Source organism: Sinomonas sp. P47F7 (assembly GCF_049332655.1).
Taxonomy (GTDB): Bacteria; Actinomycetota; Actinomycetes; order Actinomycetales; family Micrococcaceae; genus Sinomonas.
The window spans coordinates 3492076-3509782 of the sequence record NZ_CP186327.1 but is presented as its reverse complement, the minus strand read 5'-3'; the positions used below and the strand labels follow the sequence as shown (position 1 = coordinate 3509782).

General features: G+C 69.7%; 17 protein-coding genes. 8 read left to right on the top strand and 9 right to left on the bottom strand.

Going from position 1 to position 17707, the window contains the following annotated elements:
• Window positions 1-92: 92 nt before the first annotated feature.
• Together rarD and ACOKR1_RS16495 are read right to left on the bottom strand one after the other, a co-directional pair.
• A complete protein-coding gene (gene rarD / locus ACOKR1_RS16500) occupies window positions 93-1115 on the bottom strand; it encodes an EamA family transporter RarD (protein ID WP_422934012.1) in 1023 nt (340 codons plus the stop codon).
• Window positions 1116-1164: 49 nt separating this feature from the next.
• Entirely contained in the window at window positions 1165-1914 is a 750-nt protein-coding gene (locus ACOKR1_RS16495; protein ID WP_422934011.1) for an ABC transporter permease, read from the bottom strand.
• A gap of 61 nt (window positions 1915-1975) precedes the next feature.
• On the opposite strand from ACOKR1_RS16495, the gene ACOKR1_RS16490 reads away from it, so the two are divergent.
• Window positions 1976-3409 carry an FAD-dependent oxidoreductase gene (locus ACOKR1_RS16490; RefSeq protein WP_422934010.1) on the top strand — a complete coding sequence of 478 codons (1434 nt, stop codon included), beginning with the start codon at window positions 1976-1978 and terminating at the stop codon, window positions 3407-3409.
• A gap of 4 nt (window positions 3410-3413) precedes the next feature.
• Here ACOKR1_RS16490 and ACOKR1_RS16485 read toward each other — a convergent pair whose 3' ends face one another.
• Window positions 3414-4166 (bottom strand): RsbRD N-terminal domain-containing protein, encoded by a 753-nt coding sequence (locus ACOKR1_RS16485; RefSeq protein ID WP_422934009.1) that lies wholly within the window; start codon window positions 4164-4166, stop codon window positions 3414-3416.
• A 143-nt stretch (window positions 4167-4309) separates the two neighbouring features.
• Here ACOKR1_RS16485 and ACOKR1_RS16480 point away from each other — a divergent pair, with 143 nt between their 5' ends.
• The 3 genes from ACOKR1_RS16480 to ACOKR1_RS16470 all read left to right on the top strand — a co-directional run bounded on the left by ACOKR1_RS16480 (window position 4310) and on the right by ACOKR1_RS16470 (window position 8312).
• Window positions 4310-5593 (top strand): sigma-70 family RNA polymerase sigma factor, encoded by a 1284-nt coding sequence (locus tag ACOKR1_RS16480; protein ID WP_422934008.1) that lies wholly within the window; start codon window positions 4310-4312, stop codon window positions 5591-5593.
• A 486-nt stretch (window positions 5594-6079) separates the two neighbouring features.
• Window positions 6080-7612 (top strand): amino acid permease, encoded by a 1533-nt coding sequence (locus ACOKR1_RS16475; protein ID WP_422934007.1) that lies wholly within the window; start codon window positions 6080-6082, stop codon window positions 7610-7612.
• Between the two features lie 94 nt (window positions 7613-7706).
• Window positions 7707-8312, top strand: a complete 606-nt coding sequence (locus tag ACOKR1_RS16470; protein WP_415856917.1) for a TetR/AcrR family transcriptional regulator — start codon at window positions 7707-7709, stop codon at window positions 8310-8312.
• Between the two features lie 41 nt (window positions 8313-8353).
• Here the strand turns inward: ACOKR1_RS16470 and ACOKR1_RS16465 are convergent, their stop codons facing one another.
• Together ACOKR1_RS16465 and ACOKR1_RS16460 are read right to left on the bottom strand one after the other, a co-directional pair.
• Entirely contained in the window at window positions 8354-9115 is a 762-nt protein-coding gene (locus ACOKR1_RS16465; RefSeq protein ID WP_422934006.1) for an IclR family transcriptional regulator, read from the bottom strand.
• On the bottom strand, window positions 9112-10143 hold the full coding sequence (locus ACOKR1_RS16460) for a sugar kinase (protein WP_422934005.1): 1032 nt from the start codon (window positions 10141-10143) through the stop codon (window positions 9112-9114). Before ACOKR1_RS16460 ends, ACOKR1_RS16465 begins: the two co-directional genes overlap by 4 nt.
• 165 nt (window positions 10144-10308) lie before the next feature.
• Here ACOKR1_RS16460 and ACOKR1_RS16455 point away from each other — a divergent pair, with 165 nt between their 5' ends.
• Window positions 10309-10941 (top strand): bifunctional 4-hydroxy-2-oxoglutarate aldolase/2-dehydro-3-deoxy-phosphogluconate aldolase, encoded by a 633-nt coding sequence (locus ACOKR1_RS16455; protein WP_422934004.1) that lies wholly within the window; start codon window positions 10309-10311, stop codon window positions 10939-10941.
• Between the two features lie 87 nt (window positions 10942-11028).
• On the opposite strand, the gene ACOKR1_RS16450 is transcribed toward ACOKR1_RS16455, so the two are convergent.
• Entirely contained in the window at window positions 11029-12474 is a 1446-nt protein-coding gene (locus tag ACOKR1_RS16450; RefSeq protein WP_422934003.1) for a catalase, read from the bottom strand.
• A gap of 45 nt (window positions 12475-12519) precedes the next feature.
• Window positions 12520-12978, bottom strand: a complete 459-nt coding sequence (locus ACOKR1_RS16445) for a Fur family transcriptional regulator (protein ID WP_422934002.1) — start codon at window positions 12976-12978, stop codon at window positions 12520-12522.
• A gap of 190 nt (window positions 12979-13168) precedes the next feature.
• Here ACOKR1_RS16445 and ACOKR1_RS16440 point away from each other — a divergent pair, with 190 nt between their 5' ends.
• Both ACOKR1_RS16440 and htpX read left to right on the top strand, forming a co-directional pair.
• Window positions 13169-13975, top strand: a complete 807-nt coding sequence (locus ACOKR1_RS16440) for an esterase/lipase family protein (RefSeq protein ID WP_422934001.1) — start codon at window positions 13169-13171, stop codon at window positions 13973-13975.
• 29 nt (window positions 13976-14004) lie between these two features.
• On the top strand, window positions 14005-14886 hold the full coding sequence (htpX, locus tag ACOKR1_RS16435; protein WP_415855372.1) for a zinc metalloprotease HtpX: 882 nt from the start codon (window positions 14005-14007) through the stop codon (window positions 14884-14886).
• Window positions 14887-14964: 78 nt separating this feature from the next.
• Here htpX and ACOKR1_RS16430 read toward each other — a convergent pair whose 3' ends face one another.
• Together ACOKR1_RS16430 and ACOKR1_RS16425 are read right to left on the bottom strand one after the other, a co-directional pair.
• Complete coding sequence (locus ACOKR1_RS16430; RefSeq protein WP_422936672.1) at window positions 14965-15765, bottom strand: IS3 family transposase; 801 nt, start codon at window positions 15763-15765, stop codon at window positions 14965-14967.
• A 50-nt stretch (window positions 15766-15815) separates the two neighbouring features.
• Entirely contained in the window at window positions 15816-16142 is a 327-nt protein-coding gene (locus ACOKR1_RS16425) for a helix-turn-helix domain-containing protein (RefSeq protein WP_422934000.1), read from the bottom strand.
• Window positions 16143-16431: 289 nt separating this feature from the next.
• Between ACOKR1_RS16425 and ACOKR1_RS16420 the strand changes: the two genes are divergently transcribed.
• Entirely contained in the window at window positions 16432-17703 is a 1272-nt protein-coding gene (locus ACOKR1_RS16420) for an MFS transporter (RefSeq protein ID WP_422933999.1), read from the top strand.
• Window positions 17704-17707 lie beyond the last annotated feature (4 nt).

Here is a 17707-nt window from a genome sequence, read left to right as displayed (position 1 = left end):
TTTTCTCGGCCTGACCGTCCCCAAGAGGCATGACCGCCCCGCATAGCCAACGGTCTTGCCTCGGAGGGACGGTCAGGCGGCCGGAGGGACGGTCAGGCGACGGGCTCGACGCCGGCGGCGTCTGCCGCCCGTGCCCTGGCGGCCCTGACCGCGCTGCGGCGGCGCTGCGCCGCGAGCAGCATGTCCGCGGTGAGGACGATGAGCGCGAGCCACACGATCCCGAATCCGGCCCAGCGCTCGGGGCCCATGTGCTCGCCGAGGATCGTGGTCGCGATGATGAACTGCAGGAGCGGGGCCACGTATTGGAGGAGGCCGATCGTGGTCATGGGCAGCCGCCGAGCCGACGCGCCGAAGAAGAGCAGCGGAGTCGCCGTGACGATGCCGCTCGCGGCGAGCAGCCAGAAGTGCCCGGGCCCGCTGCCAGCGAGCGTGAGCGAACCGGCCACGCCGAGCCACACGATCGCGGCGACCGCGAGCGGCGTGAGCACCACGGTCTCGACCGTGAGGCTCGTGACGGCGTCCACCGTGGCGCCGACCCGGTTCTTGACGAGGCCGTAGAAGCCAAAGCTGAACGCGAGGATGAGCGCGATCCACGGCATACGCCCATACGCGATCGCGAGCACGAGGACCGCGACGAAGCCGATGCCGACGGCGGCCCACTGGAGCGGACGGAGCCGTTCCTTGAGCACGAGCACGCCGAGCAGCACGCTCACGAGCGGATTGATGAAGTAGCCGAGGGCGGCCTCAATGGCCTGGCCACTCAGTACGCCGTACGTGTACGTGAGCCAGTTGGCGGCGATGAGCACACCGGCGAGCGTGAGGATGCCGAGGGAGCGGCGCGAACGGAAGACGGCGGCGAGCGAGCGCCACGAGCGCGTCACCGCCATGAGCACGAGGCAGACCACGAGGGAGAAGACCACGCGGTCGGCGACCACCTCGACCGGCCCGGCCGGCGTGAGGGTCACGAAGTAGAGCGGCAGGAGGCCCCACAGGCCGTACGCTCCGATGCCAAAGATGAGCCCCGCCGTCGTGCGTGAGGCAGCGGGCGCGGCGCCGCCCCGGCTTTCCTGGGCCTGTAGTTTCTGTGGCTGGGCGGGCTGGGCATCTGGCGTCACGGTCACGACCGTACAACGGCTTTGCTCCTGTCAGCTATTCCGCAGCCGATCAGCCTTCCGGGATCTTCCACATGCCCGCCGCGCACAGCTGAAGCGAGACGGCCGCCGCGATCGCCCCGACCGCCACGAGCGAGACGAGCACCACGAGTTGCACGATGGCTGCGTCGACCGGGCTCGCGCCCCCGAGCACCATCCCCACGAACGCCCCCGGCAGCACGACCGTCCCGACCGTCCGGGCCTGGTCGAGCGCGGGGATGAGCGCCTCCCGCGCCGTGTGCCGGGCCACGAGCAGTCGCGCGGCCCGCCATTCGAAGCCGAGCGCCACGGCGGCCTCGACCTCGCCTCGCCGCAGCGAGAGCTCGGCGAGGACGCGGCGCCCGGCGAGGCTCGTCGTCGTCATCGCTCCGCCCACCTGCTGGCCGATGAGCGCGATGAGCGCGAGGCCGTCGAACGGCAGAACCCCGGTCGCGAGGAGAATGAGGGCGGCAGGCGCGACTCCGGCGGCGATGGGCGCCGCCGCCCACCACCAGCGCCGCGGGTCGACGCGCCGCCCGGACGTCACGACCGCCACGGCGTACATCACGAGGGCAAAGAGAAGCGCGAGCCACGGGTTCTGGCCGAGTTGGGCGACGAGGAGGGCGACGACGGCGAGCTGGACCACGGCGCGGAGGCTCGCCGTGATCGGGGGGAACCACCCGCCGTCGAGCGCCCAGCGGTGCACGGCGGCGGACAACACGGTGAAGACGACCACCGCGACGACGACTCCGGGGCCCAATCCAAGAAGCGTCGTACTCTGCACCCGAACTACAATAGGAGGCTGCGCGCCCTACTACGTGCGCCCGCCGCTGGAAGGACTCCCTGTGACCAACGCCTCTGCCGCCAGACCGCTGCGCGTCGCCATCATCGGCGCCGGGCCCGCAGGGGTCTACGCGGCAGACATCCTGACGAAGTCGAACGAGGTCAAGGACGGAGACTTCGAGGTCAGCATCGACCTGTTCGACCAGTACCCGGCGCCGTACGGTCTCATCCGCTACGGCGTGGCCCCGGACCACCCGCGCATCAAGGGAATCGTCAACGCGCTGCACAAGGTCCTGGACCGCGGTGACATCCGCTTCATCGGGAACGTGACCTACGGACGCGACGTCACGCTGAGCGACTTCCGCCACTTCTACGACGCCGTGATCTTCGCCACGGGCGCGATCAAGGACGCCGAGCTCGAGATCCCGGGTGCCGACCTCGAGGGATCGTTCGGCGGCGCCGACTTCGTCTCGTGGTACGACGGCCACCCCGATGTGCCCCGCGACTGGCCGCTCGACGCGAAGGAGGTCGCGGTCCTTGGCAACGGCAACGTGGCCCTCGACGTGGCGCGCATGCTCTCGAAGCATGCCGATGATCTCCTCGTCACCGAGATCCCGGACAACGTGTACCAGGTCCTCAAGCGCAGCCCCGTGACGGATGTGCACGTGTTCGGCCGCCGCGGCCCGGCCCAGGTCAAGTTCACGCCGCTCGAGCTCCGCGAGCTCTCCCACTCCCGGGACGTGGACATCGTCCTGTACCCGGAGGACTTCGAGTTCGACGAGGCCTCCGACGAGGCGATCCGCACGAACAACCAGGTCAAGACCATGGTCAACACGCTCGCGAACTGGATCGCCGAAGATCAGGACACGGGCGCGTCGCGCCGCCTGCACCTGCACTTCCTGCACAGCCCGGTCGAGATCTACGACTCACCCGGGACGCCGGGCCACGTGGCCGGCATCCGCTTCGAGCGCATGGAACTCGACGGCACAGGCAACGTGCACGGCACCGGCGAGTTCGAGGACTACCCGGTCCAGGCCGTGTACCGCGCGATCGGCTACCACGGCTCCGAGCTCGCCGAGCTCGAGTACGACGCTCGCCGGGGCGTCATCCCGAACGACGGCGGGCGCGTGCTCGACGAGGAAGGCACCGCGGTGCCGGGCGTCTACACGACGGGCTGGATCAAGCGCGGGCCCGTGGGCCTCATCGGCCACACGAAGGGCGACGCGCTCGAGACGATCGGCTGCCTCCTCGAAGACCGCGACTCGCTCCCGCCGGCCGAGAACCCCGACGAGCACGCGATCATGAAGCTGCTCGAGGAGCGCGGCGTCGAGTTCACCACGTGGGCCGGCTGGAACGAGCTCGACGCGCACGAGAAGTCGCTCGGGGAGAAGTTCACAGCAGAGTCCGGGGAGAAGGGCACGGCCGTTCAGCGCGAGCGCGTGAAGGTGGTCCCGCGCGAGGACATGGTGCGCATTTCGCGCAAGCCCAAGGGCTGAAGGGCTAGCGCCGCAGGCTGTCGAGCAGCCGCGAGATCCCGTCCGCGACGTGGGGGAGGGGCTCGACGTCGAGGCGGCAGCCCCGGCCCGACTCCGCCGTGAAGACCCGGTCGAGCCTGTTCGCGGCGTCCTGGAGCCGCGAGAACGTCCCGTGGACGCGAGGCACGAGGGCCGCGATCGTCGCGCCCGTGTGGCTGAGCACGGCGGGGGAGCCCTCGAACGCATCGAGCACCTCGCGGCCCGCCACGGCCTGGACGTTCCACGGGAGCGAGGTGACGCTCGCCGTCCCCACGGGGAGCCGCACCATCGCGACGATGCGCGCGGCGGCGCCGTCCTCCGCGTAGAGCTCGTAGAGGCGCGCGCGGAAGTGGGCCCACGTCGAAAGGCCCGTCCCGGGATCGACGCACGAGATGCCGGGCTCGCAGCCCTCGGCGAACTCCGCCCACGTCTCGACAAAGGCGGCCACGAGCTCGGCAGGCGCCGGGAGCCCGAGCACGCCGAAGAACGCGAAGAGGTCGGTGACGGCCTCGGCGGGGCCGACGCCCTGCGCCGCGCGGGCGCGTCCGAGGGCCCGGATCGCGGGCTCGAGGCCCGCGGTGGGCGCCGAGCGCGAGGCCGTCCGCACGAGGTCGAGGACCTCGGGACAGAACCAGTCCGAGGCCACACGCCATGACTGCGCGAGGGCGTCACGTCGCCACGCGAGGAGCAGCTGGTCGCGCCCCGTACGCCAGCTCCCAGGGCTCACAAGGTGGGTCATGCGCATTAAGAGGCGGCGCCTCGGGAGCCATGACGCCAAATGTTTGTCCGGTTGAGGCAAGTTTTTGTTCTGGACTCCCGTCATAGAATCGACCCCAGGGGACTCTCAACGAGAAGTGACCGTAGAGAGCCGGAAGGACTTTCATGACCGCGAGTGCCGACGCCGTGAGCACTGCGCCCGCACCACCCAGTGACGCCCAGCTCATCGCTGAAGTGCGTGCCGGCGATAACGAGGCGTACGCTCAGCTCTTCGAGCGGCATCACAGTGCCGCCGTGGGGCTTGCGCGCCGATATGCCCGCAACGCGAGCGACGCCGAGGACCTTGCGTCCGAGGGCTTTGCCAACGTTCTCACTGCCCTTCGCAGCGGCTCCGGACCGGATGCCTTCTTCCGAGCGTATCTGTTCACGTCCATTTCCCGGCTCGCCGCCCGCGGAAACATCAAGGCCGCGCGCCAGACGCTGAGCGATGAGATGGAGCGCTACGAGGGCGAGCAGCCGTACGACGATCCGGTCATGTCCGGCTTCGAATCGGACGCCGTAGCGAACGCGTTCCGCACCCTGCCCGAGCGGTGGCAGGCCGTGCTCTGGTACACCGAGGTGGACGGCATGCAGCCGGCCGCCGTCGCGCCCCTCCTCGGCCTCTCGCCCAACGCGGTCTCCGCGCTCGCCCTGCGGGCCCGGGAGGGCCTCCGCCAGGCCTACCTCCAGGCGCACGTCTCCGCGACTGCCGTCGAGGACGAGTGCGCGCCCTTCGCGGACAAGCTCGGCGCGTACGCTCGCAACGGCTTGAGCACGCGCAACGCGAAGAAGGTGCGCGAGCACCTCTCCGACTGCCCGAGCTGCACGGCGGCGCTCCTGCAGCTCCAGGACGTGGGGCACGGGATGCGCGGCATCGTGTTCCCGCTCGTCACGGCGCTCCCGTTCGCGGCGCCGGTCGCCGGGAAGATCGCGGCCGGCGGCTTCCTCGTGGGCGGGGTCGCGTGGCTCAAGCACACCGTCGACAAGCTCGGAACCGGCAACGTCGTGGTGGGCGGGCTCGTGATCGGGCTTGCCATCGCGGGCGGGATTGCCGTCGCGTCGCTCGGACAGCCGATGACGCCGGAGCCCGCCACCGCGTCCCCCGCGCCGAGCGTCGTGGCTCAGGCGGGTTCGGGGGCCGCAAGCGCGGGCTCCGCGAGCGAGGCCGCCCCGGCGCAGCTTCCCCGCCCGCTCCGGCCCAGAGCCGGCCCCCGAGGAGCCCGCGCCCGTCTACGTGGCCCCCGCGCCCGCTCCCGCGCCGCAGCCGCCCGTCGCGGCCCCGCCGCCCGTGCGTCCCACCCCGACGCCCGCGCCACCCGTGACCCAGTCCGCGAGTGCGCCGCCAAGCCCGACGCCGACGCCGACCCCCACCCTGACGGCGGTGCCTTACACGCTGATTGTGAGCCGTGATTCGAGCCCGAGTGTGCCGAGTAGTGCATACAGTTTCACGTTCAAGGTCGTCCCGGCGAGAGGGCCTTCTCAGCCCACCGATGTCGTCGTGACGATTCAGTTTCCGTCACTTTTCGTGCCGACGCATTCGTCGCCGTGGAGCTGCATCCCTGCCCAGGACCTTCTTGCCCAGTCCACAACACTGACATGTAGGACTCCGTTCGTGAGTGGAGGGCAGATTCAGCCGTTGACACTCGACTGGTATTCGTCCGGTGTATTGCCGGTCATCCCACCTCGGCCGGCCGTCACCGGGACGGCCGTGCTCGAACAGGGCGGGACGCCCGTTTCCAACACTGCGACGTTCTGACCTCAGCGCGGGAGCCTGCGGGTCCGCATCCTGAGACGATTTGAGGCGCCCACGGAGCGGACACCTACCCTTAACAGGTTGTTTTTGGCCTCATGGGTTGTTTTGGCCCCGGGCCGCCCGCCGGCACCCCAGGAAGTTGCATGCAGATCCTCCGCACCAAGCCCATCGAGCAGACGCTCGCCGACTCTGACGAACCGGGCAGGAGGCTCAAGCGCTCGCTCAGCTCATGGGATCTCATGATCATGGGCATCGCGGTCGCGGTGGGCGCAGGGATCTTCTCGGTCGGCGCGAAGGCGGCGGCGAACTTCGCGGGCCCGGCCGTCACGGTCTCCTTCGCGATCGCCGCGGTCGCGTGCGCGCTCGCGATCATGTGCTACGCCGAGTTCGCCACGGCGATCCCGGTCGCGGGGTCCGCCTACGTCTTCACGTACGCCACCATGGGCGAGCTGCTCGCATGGATCATCGGCTGGAACCTCATCCTCGAGCTGTTCACGGCGGGCGCCGTTGTCGCGAAGTACTGGGGCCTCTACCTCAGCAAGGTGTTCTCCCTCGTGGGCCTCGACGTCCCGCCGAGCATCCAGCTCGGCCCCATCGAGCTCGTGTGGGGCCCGTTCCTCATCGTCTCGATCTTCACGGTCCTCTTGGTCCTCGGCACGAAGCTCTCCGCCCGCGTGGGCAACGTCTTCACGATCATCAAGATCGCGGTGGTGCTGTTCGTGATCGTGGTCGGCTTCACGTACGTCGAGGCGGGGAACTACGCGCCGTTCGTCCCGGCGGCGGTCCCCGCGCACGCCTCGGACGGCACGGCCGTGCTCAAGCAGTCGCTCGTCGCGTTCGCGACCGGCGCCGCGCCGGCCCAGTATGGCCTCTTCGGAGTGTTCGCGGGCGCCGCGCTCGTGTTCTTCGCGTTCATCGGATTCGACGTGGTCGCGACGAGCGCCGAGGAGGTCAAGGACCCCCAGAAGACGCTCCCGCGCGGCATCTTCGCGGGCCTCGGCGCCGTGACGCTCCTGTACATCCTCGTCTCGCTCGCCCTCACGGGCATGGTCCCGTACACGGCCCTCGCGGCCGCCGACCAGCCCACCCTCACCACCGCGTTCGAGGCCGTGGGGAACACGGACGCCGCGAAGGTCATCGCGTTCGGCTCGCTCGTGGGGCTCACGACCGTGATCATGGTGCTCCTCATGGGCCTCGCCCGCGTGGTGCTCGCGATGAGCCGCGACGGCCTCCTCCCGCGGGCGCTGTCCGTGACGTCGGAGAAGCGTTCGACGCCGGCCCGCCTCCAGATCCTGTGCGGCGCCCTCGTGGCGATTGTCGCGGGCCTCACCCAGGTGGACGTCCTCGAGGAGATGATCAACATCGGAACGCTCTCGGCGTTCGTCGTGGTGAGCCTCGGGATCATCGTGCTGCGCCGCCGTCGTCCGGATCTCAAGCCGTCCTTCCGCGTGCCGTTCGGCAAGGTGCTGCCGATCGTCTCCGCCGCCCTCTGCCTGTACCTCATGGCAAATCTTGCCGTAGAAACGTGGATTTATTTCGTTGTGTGGCTTGCCTTTGGTCTGACCATCTATTTCGCCTACGGCCACGGACATTCGCGGCTCAACGAGAAGTTCGCCGGAGCCCGCTCGGCGGTGGCGTCGGACGGCGAGCCATTGGATAGCGTCGGCGTCCAATAATCGCGATCCCGGCCTGTAGGATCACCGGTGGGGGAGTGAGGCACTACACATCAGATCCGATCACGCACGTGACGGTCGGGACGAGGATTGGGTTATGGCAAGACCGCCACGGCCAGAGCGAAAAACCGAGCTGCTCGAGCAGATTCTGGAATTCCTGCTGGACAAGACGCTCGCGGATCTGACGTTCCGCAGCCTGGCAGACGGACTCGGCATCAGCAGCTACGTGCTCGTCTACCACTTCGGCAACCGAGAGCAACTCGTTGCCGAGATTATCCGTGGCATCGAGTCCCGGTTCGACGCCTATCAGCCGGGCGCCGAGACGATGACTCTCGACGAGCTCATCCTGTGGGCTCGGGCGGTGTTCGAGCGCTCGCTGGAGAGCCGCGGACGCCATCTGCAGCGCCTCGAGTTCGAGGCCGCCGTCCAGGACGTCGTGGCGGAGCGGCCACGCGGGACCTCGGCGGCCGGGTACCTGGGGTGGTGCCGGTTCCTCGCCTCCTGGCTTGAGAACGAGGGCATTCCGGCCGACGAGGCGGCCGTCCGTGGCCGCACGTTCGTCTCGGCCGTGACGGGACTCATGTACGACTACGTCGTCACCGGCGACGGCACCGCGGTGCGGGCGTGCTTCGAGATGCTCGTCGACGCGTTCGTCCGCCAGCACACGGCGAGCCAGACGGCCGCGGGCGAGCGCCGCCCCTGACGGCTCGGCCTCAGTCCCCGATTCGGGGTGTGGCCGGGCCCTCAGGCCGGCCGCGCACCCGGCGGCACCCAGCCGAGGTCCCGTGAGATGGCGTCCGTGCATGCCGTCAGCGCGGGGACGAGGCCCAGGAGTCCCTCCAGGTCCAGGAGCACCGTCGGAACGGAGCACGAGGCCGCCGCGACGGCGCGGCCGCTCGCGTCCCGGATGGGTGCCGCGACGCAATGGACGAACGCCTCGTGTTCTTCGTCGTCGAGCGCCCAGCCTTGCGCGGCGACGCGATCGAGCTCGGCGAGCAGCGCCTCGGGGCCCGTGATCGTCCGTTCCGTGAGCGGCGTGTAGTCGATGGCCGCAGCGATGGCCTCGCGGCCCGACGCCGGGAGGTCCGCGAGCAGCACCTTCGCGACGGCGGCCGCGTGCAGGGCCGCCGTGAGGCCGATCCGCGAGTACATCCGCACGGGCTGCCGAGATTCGAGCTTGTCGATGTACGTCACGTCGGGGCCCTCGAACGCCGCGAGGTGGACCGTGTACCCCGTGAGCTCATTGAGCCGCACGAGGTGCGGCCGCGCCACCGCGCGGACGTCGCGCTGCTCGAGCGCGAGCGAGGAGAGCTCGAAGAGCTTGGGGCCCAGCCGGTAGCGCTGCTGCCCGTCGCGGACCACGAAGCGCTTCTCCTCGAGGCCGTGCAGGAGCCGCATGACCGTCGTCTTGTGGACGGTCGCGCGCGACGCGAGCTCGTCGAGCGTTGCCGGCCCGGCGGCGAGTTCGCCCAGGAGGTCAAGCGCTCGGAGGAGGCTCTGGCTCACGGCCGCGCCCCGCCGTCGTGCGCGGCGTCGTCGCGCGCCCCGCCGCCCACGGCGAAGCCCGCGCGCGAGACGACGGTGCCCGCCCACTCCTCGTCCGAGCAGCCCAGAATGCCCCCGAGCACGCCGGGCTCTGGGAGCGGGCCGCGGTCGCCGTTGACGGTGAGCGTGCAGGCCGCAGCGACGTGCCCGCGGCGCAGGCTCGCCTTCTGGTCCAGCCCCAGCAGGACGCCGCTCAGGTACCCCGCCGCGAAGGAGTCGCCCGCGCCCACGGGCTCGACGACACGGACCGCGAGGGCCCGGACCTCCGTGCGCTCGCCGCCACGCCCCAGGGCGATGGCACTGATCGCCTCGTTCTTGATCACCACGACCTCTGGATCCGGCAGGAGCCGCCGCAGCTCGGCCTCGTCCCCGGTCCCGAAGGCGTGCTCGGCCTCGTCGCGGCCCACGAGGACGAGGTCCGCGCGGTTCGCAAGGCTCCGCAGCACGCCGCGGTCGCGACCCACCCACAGCGGCGCGCGCCAGTTGATGTCGAAGCTCACGAGGAAAGTGCGCGGGCGGGCCAGGAGCGCGTCGAGGAGCGCGAGGCATTCGTCCGAGAGGGCCGCCGTGATGCCGCTCACGTGCACGAGCGAGGCGCGCCCGAGCAGTTCGGCGACGCGCGGCTCGTCGAGGAGCGTGGGGCCCATGGCCGAGGCAGCCGAGCCGTGGCGATAGTAGAGCACGGACGCGGGCGCCGCGTCGGAGGCGGGGACCTTGACGTAGAGTCCCGTGGGGCGAGCGGCGTCCGTCTCGACCCCGGACACGCCCACGCCCTGCTCGGCGAGCTCGGTCAGGATGCGTGCACCGAAGCCGTCGCGCCCCACCCGGCTCACCCAATGCGTGTCGAGGCCCATCGCGGCGAAGCCGAGGGCCACGTTGGATTCGGCCCCGCCATTCCGGAGCTCGAGGACCTCGGCGCGCTCGAGCGGCATTCCTGTCTCGGGAGTCAGCATGGCCATGGTCTCGCCCAGGCACACGGTTGTCAGCATCGCCTCTCGCGCTCCTTGCTAGTGCGCTTGGCTTCTACGATGTCCTCGCGCGGGGATTCTGGCGGCCTTGACGCCAGTTCTGCCCCGATGCTAGACAAGGACAAACACCATTTGCAACCACCGTTGCGAATTATGCAACGCGAACTCGATTGGACCTCACGAGCGATGACTGACGAAGAGCTCACAGCACTGCTCGCCGCGGACCGGACCCTCGCTGTCGTGCGGGCCGCGTCGATCCCAGACGCGGCGGGCCTCGCGGGCGCGCTCGCCTCGAGCGGCATCCGCGCGCTCGAGTTGACCTTCACCACCCCGGACGTCCTCACCCACGTACGACGCGCGGTGGACACCTCGGGCGAGCACGGCGCCACCGTGGGGATTGGCACGGTCCTCACGGGCGATCAAGCCCGCGCCGCGATCGACGCCGGCGCGCAGTTCCTCGTGACGCCCGGGATTCGGACGGAGGTCGCAGCCGTCGCATCCGCGGCCGGCGTGCCGTTCTGCCTCGGCGCGATGACGCCGTCGGAGGTCGCGCAGGCGGTCGATCTCGGCTCGTCGGTGGTCAAGATCTTCCCCGCGCGCCAGGTCGGCCCCGGGTTCCTCAAGGACCTGCACGGGCCGTACCCCGGAGTCAAGCTCCTGCCGTCCGGCGGGATCGACGCCTCGAACGCCCGGAGCTACCTCGACGCCGGCGCGCTCGCGGTGTGCTGCGGGACGTCGGTGGTCCCGCCGTCGGCCGTCGAGGCCGGCGCATGGGGCGACATCGCGGCTCGGGCCGCGGCCTTCACGGCGGCGCTGTAACCCGGCCGGGAGCAGCGCCCAGAGTTGCGCCGTCACGTCTGCGGGGTGTGAACCCCGCGGACGTGACGGCGCAACCGTTTGGGGAGACTACTTCCCGAGCTCTGCCCGGAGCTTCGCCCCGAGCTCGGCATCCACGTTCGTCCAGTACTGGATCGCGCGCTCCTTGATGTCCGCGTTGGCCACGCCGCCCACGGCGCCCGCGATCGTCTGGAGGAAACGGGCGCGCGCCGCGTCGTCGAACACCTCGCGGTAGAGGATGCCCGGCTGCACGAAGTCGCCGTCTTCGGCGTGGAGGGAATGCGCGGCGAGGGTCAGCGCGCCGTCGTTCTCCCAGCCGCCGCCCGGGTTCGTAGGCTCGGCCGCGGCGGGGCCGCCCGTCGAGTTCGGCGCGTAGACCGGGGTGGTCGGGGCGTTGAAGTGGTAGCGCGCCGCACCATCCTGGCTGTAGTTGCGCACCTCGTTCTTCGGCGCGTTGACCGGGAGCTGCGCGTGGTTCGTGCCCACGCGGTAGCGGTGCGCGTCCGCGTAGGAGAAGATGCGCGCCTGGAGCATCTTGTCCGGCGAGGCCGCGATGCCCGGCACGAAGTTCGACGGCGCGAACGCGGCCTGCTCGATCTGCGCGAAGTAGTTCTCCGGGTTGCGGTTGAGCGTCATGGTGCCGACCTTGAGGAGCGGGTAGTCCTTCTTGGACCACGTCTTCGTGAGGTCGAAGGGGTTGTAGCGGTACGTCTTGGCGTCCTCGTACGGCATGACCTGGACGAAGAGCTCCCAGCTCGGGAAGTTCCCCTCGGCGATGTTCTCGTAGAGGTCCTGGATGTAGTAGTCGGCGTTCTCGCCCGCGATGCGCTCGGCGTCGTCGCCCGTGAGGTTCTCGACGCCCTGGTTCGTGTGGAAGTGGTACTTGACCCAGAAGCGCTCGCCCTCGGCGTTGATCCATTGGTACGTGTGCGAGCCGTAGCCCTGCATGTGGCGCCACGTCTTCGGGAGGCCGCGATCGCCCATGAGCCACGTGACCTGATGGGCGGACTCGGGGGAGAGCGTCCAGAAGTCCCACTGCATGTCCGCGTCGCGCAAGTGGCTGCCGGGGAGGCGCTTCTGCGAGTGGATGAAGTCGGGGAACTTGATGCCGTCGCGGATGAAGAACACGGGGGTGTTGTTGCCCACGAGGTCGTAGTTGCCCTCGCTCGTGTAGAACTTCACGGCGAAGCCGCGCGGGTCGCGCCACGTGTCGGGCGAACCGTGCTCGCCGGCCACCGAGGAGAAGCGGATGAGCATCTCGGTCTCGACGCCCGGCTGGAAGAGCGCGGCCTTCGTGTACTTCGACACGTCCTCCGTGGCCTCGAACACGCCGAACGCGCCGCCGCCCTTGGCGTGCACCACGCGCTCCGGGACGCGCTCGCGATTGAACTGCGCGAGCTTCTCGACGAGGTAGTGGTCGGTCAGGATGATCGCACCGTCAGCGCCGACGGACTGCGAGTGGGCATCGGATGTGACGGGGGCGCCGGACTGGGTCGTTGAGTAGTTGACCGTCATGACTCTCCTTGGTGATTCGATGTGATGGTTTATGTGGACGGAAGTTCAGGGGGCCGGAACCGCGGCCTGCTTGGCCGCGCAATCGGAGCAGATCCCCACGTACGTGACGTCGGCGATCATGATCGTCATCCCGTGGGTCTCGCTCGGCGTGAGGCACGGCGCGTGGCCCACGGCGCACTCGACGTCCTCGACTCGCCCGCAGATCGAGCAGATCGCGTGGTGGTGGTTGTCGCCCACGCGCGTCTCGTAGAGGGCGGGGGAGTGCGGCGGCTCGAACCGGCGCAGCATGCCGAGGTCCGTGAGGTCGCCGAGGACCACATATACCGACTGGGCCGTGATCTCCGGCAGTTCCTCGCGCGCCGAGGCCAGAATCGCCTCGGCCGAGGAATGCGGATGGCGTTCCACGGCGCCGAGCACCGCGAGGCGCTGGCGCGTGACCCGCCGCCCGTGCTCGCGCAGCGAGGCGGACCAGCCCTCGGAGCCTTGACCGTGCGTGGTTTCCATGAGCCCATTGAAGCACTTATTTTGAGATACTCACAATAAGGTGAGCCTCACCTGAGCCCGGACCGTGCCCCGAGGCCGTGTGCTCTGAAGCCGAGTGCCCTGAAACCGTGTGACAGGCTCCGCACAGCGATCGTCGCTACGCTGGCGGCAATGGGGGCATCGTGGCCCCAGGCCTGAAAGGAGCGCGCGCGTGGAGACAGCGGTGCAGACGAACGCAACCCCTCGACGAGCGCTCGCGGTGGCCCGTGGGGTCGTGCTCGACGCGGGGTACGCGGTCTGGCGGCACGCCGCCTCGCTCGCCCACGGGAGCATCACGGAGCCGAGAGTTCACGCGCCGAAAGCGGCGGCTTCCCGCCCGCTCGCGGCCACGGCAGACGGCGCAGATTCCCTCGCGGCGGAGGTGGGGCCCACCCGCCCGCTCGCGGCAAAAGCAGACGTGGTCCTCATCCCCGGCATCTATGAGCCCGCGGGCTTCATGGACCCTTTGCGGCGGTGGCTCCAGCGCCGCGGGCACCGCGTGATCGTCCTCCCGGAGCTGGGCTACAACCGGCGGAGCATCCCCGAATGCGCGGCCCTCGCCGCCGCGCGCCTGCGCGAGCTCGGGGTGCGCAACGCCGTCGTCGTCGCCCACAGCAAGGGCGGCCTCATCGGCAAGCTCCTCATGACCGCGCCGGACACGGAACGGCTCGTCTCGCGCATGCTCGCCGTCGGCACGCCGTTCGAGGGCACGCGGTACTCGCGCTACGCCCCCACCCGCCCGCTGCGCTCGTTCTACCCCGAGCACCCGGTCATGGGTCTGCTCGCGAAGAACCTCGAGGTGAACTCGCGGATCGTCTCGGTGGGCGCTGACGTGGACCCTCTCGTGGGGCGATCCACGGGCCTCGCGGGGGCGCGTAACATCATCCTGCCGGTCACGGGACACTTCCGGATCCTCGAGGATCCGGGGCTTTTCGAGGCCGTCGACGATTTCCTCCGCGCCGGGGAGCAAGCCGGCTGAGTCGTTCGTTGAAGCTGCAGGAGGTCACCGTGCACAACCACTACAACGGGCTCAAGACCGCCGTCCTGTTCGGCGTTCTGTGGGCCGTGCTCCTCGGACTTGGGGGGCTCATCGGCGTCGGAACCCGCAGTGCGGCGCCGATCTGGATCTTCGCCGCGATCGGTCTCGTGACCACGGCGTACAGCTATTGGAACAGCGACAAGATCGCGCTCCGCTCCATGCAGGCCTATCCGGTCACCGAGGAGGAGGCGCCGGGCCTGTACCAGATCGTCCGCGAGCTCTCGGAGCGCGCGAACCAGCCCATGCCTCGCATCTACATCTCGCCGACGCAAGCCCCCAACGCGTTCGCGACCGGGCGCAATCCGCAGCACGCCGCGGTGTGCTGCACCGAGGGCATCCTCCACCTCCTCGACGCCCGCGAGCTCCGCGGCGTCCTGGGCCACGAGCTCATGCACGTCTACAACCGCGACATCCTCACGTCCTCGATCGCGGCGGCCGTCGCGGGCGTCATCACGTCCGTCGCGCAGTTCGCCATGTTCTTCGGCGGCGGTGGCGGGCGCGACAACCGCAACGGGAACCCGTTCGCGATCCTCATCCTCGCGCTCCTCGCGCCCTTTGCGGCGAGCCTCATCCAGCTCGCGATCTCGCGCACGCGCGAGTACGACGCCGACGAGGACGGCTCCCAGCTCACGGGCGATCCGCTCGCGCTCGCGTCCGCGCTCAACAAGATCGACGGCGGCGTTCGGGCCAACCCGCTCCCGCAGGACCAGTCGCTCGTCAACACCTCGCACCTCATGATCGCCAATCCGTTCAAGCGCGGCGGCGGCGTCGCGAACATGTTCTCGACGCACCCGCCGATGGCGGATCGCATCGCGCGCCTCGAGGCAATGGCGGGCCAGATCGGGCGCTGAGCCCACCCCACCACGGACGACGGCGGGCCTCACCAGACGCGAACTGGTCCCCGATAGTTGGACTGGCCAAATAAGATCCTAGGCCGCGAGGGCCTGGGCGCGGTATTGCACCGGGCTCAGGCCCTTGAGCTTTGTCGAGATTCTTTCGGTGTTGTACCAGCGGATGTATTCGTCCAGCTGCGCTGCCAGCGCCTCGGTGCTGGTGAACCGGACGTGGTGGAAGAGCTCTTCCTTGAGGTGGCCGAAGAAGTTCTCCATCACGGCGTTGTCGTAGCAGTTGCCCTTGCGGGACATCGATTGGACCGCGCCGGCGCTCTCGAGGAGCTCGCGCCAAGAGAGGTGCTGGTACTGGAATCCCTGGTCCGAATGCACCAGCGGCTGCTGACCGGGCTGAAGGCCGGCCAGGGCCTCCTGCAGAGAAGCGTTGGTAAGCGCCAGGTTCGGGGACGTGCCGACGGTATGGGAGATGATCTGCCGGTCGAAGAGGTCCATGACCGGGGAGAGGTAGAGCTTCCGGTCGCCGATGCTGAATTCGGTCACGTCCGTGACCCACTTCTGGTTCGGGGCCGTGGCGTCGAACTCACGGTTGAGCAGGTTCGGGGCAATCCTTCCCTGCTCGCCCCGATAGGAGATGTAGCGCTTCTTCCGGCGGACTCTGCAGACCAGCCCGAGGACACGCATCAACTTCAGTACCGTCTTCTTCGCAACCGTCCACCCCTGCCTGAGCAGCTCGGTATGGATGCGGCGGTGCCCGTACCGGCCATGGTTCTCCCCGAAGATGTCCGCGACCGCGGACTTGAGGGCCTCCTGAGGGTCCGGAGCCCGCAGGCGCGCCTGGTGGTAGAAGAACGTGGACCGGGCCAGCCCGGCCACCTCCAGGAGCAGGTCGAGGCGGTGCTCGGCCTTGAGGTCGATGACGGCGCGGACCCTTAGCGCCGTTCCTTGCCCCTCAAGGCCTGCACTTTTCCCAGGAATGCGACCTCGGCCCGCAGACGCTCGTTCTCACGGCGCAGCCGCTGGAGCTCTGATTCAGGCTTGCCCACGCTGCCCGGGGTTTCCTTCGGTCGGCCCTTCGGCTTCGGGCGCAGACCGCTCTCGCCCTCGTCACGGTAGAGCTGCGCCCACCTCCTGATCAGCACCGGAGAGGACAGCCCGAGTTCCCGCGACAGGGCGACCTTGTCCTCTCCGGCGAGATACCGCTGCACGACAGCGAGCTTGAACTCGAACGAGAACACCCGTTTGGTTGGCTTGGTCACCAGCGTCGTACCTCCGCGAACTCGCCATCGGTCATACAGGCGACCGACCGCTCTCCAGCCCACCCCGAGCCGGGCCGCCACAGCCTTCGCACCACAACCGGCCTCGAACAACGCTACCGCGGCCCCGCGCTGATCCTCAGACAACGAACTGCTTCCCTGCATAAAACTGCTCCCCGCAAGCCAGACCGAATTCTCAGTCCAACTTCCGGGGAGCAGTTCAACGTGGTGAGGCCCGCCGTCGTGCGTTGTGCTGAGGATCCGGGCGCGCCGGCGCGGTTAGGCTAACCCGGTGCGAAGTCTGCTGGCCGATGTCACCCCGCTCCGGGAAAGCGCGGACTTCCGCCGCATCTGGTCCGGGCAGCTCCTCAGCCTCATCGGCTCGCAGCTGACCCTCACCGCCGTGAGTCTGCAGGTCTACGACCTCACGCACTCGAGCTTCAACGTGGGGCTCCTGGGCCTCGTCTCGCTCGTGCCGCTCATCGCCGCCGGGCTGTACGGCGGCTCGATCGTCGACGCGCACGACCGGCGGCTCGTCGCCATTGCCTCCTCGTTGCTCCTGTGGGGCACGAGCGCGCTCATCGCGCTCCAGGCGTGGCTGCGGCTCGACAGCGTGCTGCTCATCTACGTGCTCGTGGGGCTGCAGGCCCTCGGGTCGGGGATCAACATGCCCGCGCGCAGCAGCATCATCGCCCGGCTCGTCCGGCCCGAGCTGCTCGCAGCCGCCAACGCGCTCAACATGATCTCGTTCGGGCTCGGCGGGGCCGTGGGGCCGCTGCTTGCGGGCGCGCTCGTGGCGAGCGTGGGCTACGGATGGACGTACACGCTCGACGTCGTGAGCTTCACGGTGGCGATGTGGGCCCTGTTCCAGCTCCCGCCGCTCCCGCCGCAGGGCGAGGTGCGCCGCGCGGGGCTCCGCTCGGTCGCGGAGGGCTTCCGGTTCCTCGGCACGCGGCCAAACATTCGCATGACGTTCCTCATCGACCTGTGCGCCATGGTCTTCGCGATGCCCCGTGCCCTGCTCCCCGCCGTCGCCACGCTCTCGATCGGCGGCGGCGCGGCGACGGCCGGCGCCCTCCTCGGCGGCATCGCCGCGGGGACCTTCCTCGGCGGGCTGTTCTCGGGCCCCGTGGCCCGGCTTCGGTGGCAAGGGCGCGGCGTGCAGTTCGCCGTCGTCGCGTGGGGAGCGAGCATCCTCGCGTTCGGCCTCGTGGTGCTCGGCGCCGGGCGTCACGTGCCGGACGGCCCCACGTGGTGGCTCGCGCCCGCGCTCGTCTGCGTGGTTGCGGCCGGGGCCGCCGATTCGGTGAGCGGGGCGTTGCGCTCCACGATCCTCCAGGCCGCGACCCCCGACGCCATGCGCGGGCGGCTCCAGGGCGTCTTCACGGTCGTCGTCGCGGGCGGGCCGCGGCTCGGCGACGTGTTCGCCGGTGGCATGGCGGGCTGGATCGGGGAGGGGAGCGCCGTCGTCGTCGGTGCGCTCGTGTGCGTCGCGCTCGTGGGGGTGCTTCAGCTCGCCCAGCCGCGCTTCGGCGAGTACGACGCGCGGCATCCCACGCCGTAGGCGC